The sequence below is a fragment of the Mesorhizobium sp. M7A.F.Ca.ET.027.02.1.1 genome, assembly GCF_004022985.1.
In the GTDB taxonomy this organism is placed as follows: domain Bacteria; phylum Pseudomonadota; class Alphaproteobacteria; order Rhizobiales; family Rhizobiaceae; genus Mesorhizobium.
The window spans coordinates 1-2,388 of sequence record NZ_RZOL01000615.1; the positions used below are offsets into that span (position 1 = coordinate 1).

The following is a 2,388-nucleotide window of genomic DNA, read 5'->3' on the forward strand; positions in this document are numbered from 1 at the left end:
ACAGGAAACTGGTTCGCCGCAGCGCCGCGCCAACCCAACCGCTTGGCGCTGCCGCGAACCCATCATAAGGGGGAAAACTGTTACCTATCTATCCGGTTCAAACTGTTACCCATCTATCGGCTGGACACTGGCCGCAACCTCGGCTCCCTTTCCGAAACCTTGGAGATTGGCGAAATCCTTTGCAACAGCGTCCTTCTCCCCGTCACTATACGGGGAGAAGATGCCGGCAGGCAGATGAGGGGCGGCGCCGACATCAGCCAGTGTCAGCGGCCTGGTTTGCCGACTCCTATCAGCTGCCTGATGATCGCATTGACCGCCGCGCGCGCGGCGTCCAGCCCCTGGCCGGTGTCGACGATGAAATCGGCCTGACGCCGCTTTTCCGCATCCGGCACCTGCTTGGCCAGGATCGACGCCAGCTTTTCCTCCGTCATGCCAGGCCGCGCCAGCACGCGGGCGCGCTGGGTCTCGGCCGGCGCAGTGACGACAACGACCTTGTCGACGCGGTTGCGACCGCCGGTTTCGAACAGCAGGGGAATGTCGAGGACGGCGATCGGCGCGCCTGATCTACGATGCCTGGCCAGAAAGGCATCGGCGTCGGCGCGCACCAGCGGATGGATGATCGCCTCGAGGCGCTTCAGCGCGGCGGCGTCACCGAGCACACGCGCGCCAAGCTTTGCCCGGTCGACCACCCCGGCAGATGTGGTGCCGGGAAAGGCGGCCTCGACCAACGGGGCTGCCTTGCCGGCATAGAGGCGATGCACCGTCTCGTCGGAATCATGGACCGGCACGCCGGCGTCAGCGAACATCCTGGCCGTTGTCGACTTGCCCATGCCGATGGAGCCGGTGAGGCCGAGCACGATCATGGCTTCGGCACCAGATCGGCGACGATTAGCGCCCGGAGTTCGGCCGTCACCCGCGGCCTGACGCCGAACCAGCGCTCGAAGCCGGGCACGGCCTGATGCAGCAGCATGCCAAGGCCGTCGACCGCCTTCAGATTTCGCCCACGGGCGGCCGCGAGCAGCGGCGTCTCCAGCGGCACATAGACGATGTCAGTGACGATGGCATGGTCGGGCAGCCGGGCGGGATCGGCCGACAGGCCTTCATTGCCATGCATGCCGAGCGCGGTGGTGTTGACCAGCAGGCCGGCATCGCCGAGCAGTTCATCGGTCGCCGCCATGCCATGCGCCGACACGCCGGCGCCGAAACGATCGCGCAATTCCTGCGCCCGGGCCACAGTGCGGTTGACGATGCGGATGTCGGCAACGCCGCGCTGCTTCAGCGCATGGATGACGGCGCGCGACGCGCCGCCGGCGCCGAGCACCACCGCCGGACCCTTGCTTGCCCAGCCCGGTGCATGATCGTCGAGGTTGGCGGCAAAGCCGTGACCGTCGGTGTTGCCGGCCCACAGGACGCCGCCCTCGAACCACAGCGTGTTGACGGCGCCGATTTCCTGCGCCGCCTCGTCGCGGCGTTCGGCCAATGCGAAGGCCGCTTCCTTGTGCGGGATGGTGATGTTGCCGCCGCGGTAATTGTTTGCCTGCAACGTGTTCACGAACTCGGCAAAATCCTGCGGCGCGACATCGATGGCCTGGTAGCTTCCGTCGATGCCATGTTTGGCCAGCCAGTGGCCATGGATCTTCGGCGAGCGCGAATGCTTGACCGGATGGCCGGTGACGAAAGCCTTCTTTGACGCCTCAGCCATCGATCGCTCCCAGCGTGCGCAGTTCGGCAAGCAGCGGCAACAGCGGCAAGCCGACAATCGTGAAATGGTCGCCTTCGATTTTCTCGAACAATTGAATGCCTTCGCCTTCGATCTGATAGGCGCCGACGCTGGACAGCGCCTTGGCGCCGACGCGGGCGAGATGGCGGCCGATGAAGGCCGGGTCGAGCTTGCGCATGGTCATCGAGGCGATGCCGACATGGCGCCACAAAACCTCGCCGTCGCGGACCAGCACCGCGGCGCTGTTGAGCTGATGGGTCCTGCCCGACAGCGCCAGCAGATGACGGCGTGCGCCTTCCCTATCGGCCGGCTTGTGGAACACCTCGTCGCCGAGCGACAGCGTCTGGTCGCAGCCCAGCACCAGGGCACCCGGCCTGCGCTCGCTGACTTCGGTTGCCTTGGCCTCGGCCAGCACCAGGGCGACGTCCTCGGGTGAGACACCGCTGTCCTGCAAAGGCGCCTCGAGCGCACGCTCGTCGACATCGGCCGGCACCGCCTCGACGTCGACGCCGGCATTGACCAGCATCGCCTTTCGGAACGGACTGCCGGAAGCGAGGATGAGTTTTTCGGTCATTTTGCACTCGGGCGCAGACACAGGCGCGGTTGGAGTATGATCAGCTCTAGTCCTGTAAGGTTGGCGCTGCCCCTCATTGTCCTGCCGGACATTT

The 2,388-nt window shown here is 65.8% G+C and carries 3 protein-coding genes; all 3 read right to left on the bottom strand.

Annotation, left to right across the window (positions count from 1 at the left end):
- Positions 1 to 263 precede the first annotated feature (263 nt).
- From coaE to EN749_RS34190, 3 genes are read right to left on the bottom strand one after another with little or no spacing between them, the layout of a single operon-like run.
- Positions 264 to 863 (bottom strand): dephospho-CoA kinase, encoded by a 600-nt coding sequence (gene coaE, locus EN749_RS34180; RefSeq protein WP_127398791.1) that lies wholly within the window; start codon positions 861 to 863, stop codon positions 264 to 266.
- Positions 860 to 1,702 (bottom strand): shikimate dehydrogenase, encoded by an 843-nt coding sequence (locus EN749_RS34185; protein WP_128290174.1) that lies wholly within the window; start codon positions 1,700 to 1,702, stop codon positions 860 to 862. The genes coaE and EN749_RS34185 overlap by 4 nt, the downstream gene beginning before the upstream one ends.
- A complete protein-coding gene (locus EN749_RS34190; RefSeq protein WP_128290175.1) occupies positions 1,695 to 2,294 on the bottom strand; it encodes a Maf-like protein in 600 nt (199 codons plus the stop codon). The genes EN749_RS34185 and EN749_RS34190 overlap by 8 nt, the downstream gene beginning before the upstream one ends.
- Positions 2,295 to 2,388: the final 94 nt, after the last annotated feature.

Coding starts and splice junctions, on each gene's coding strand:
- coaE (WP_127398791.1), bottom strand. CDS start 863: ATGATCGTGCTCGGCCTCACCGGCTCCATCGGCATGGGCAAGTCGACA.
- EN749_RS34185 (WP_128290174.1), bottom strand. CDS start 1,702: ATGGCTGAGGCGTCAAAGAAGGCTTTCGTCACCGGCCATCCGGTCAAG.
- EN749_RS34190 (WP_128290175.1), bottom strand. CDS start 2,294: ATGACCGAAAAACTCATCCTCGCTTCCGGCAGTCCGTTCCGAAAGGCG.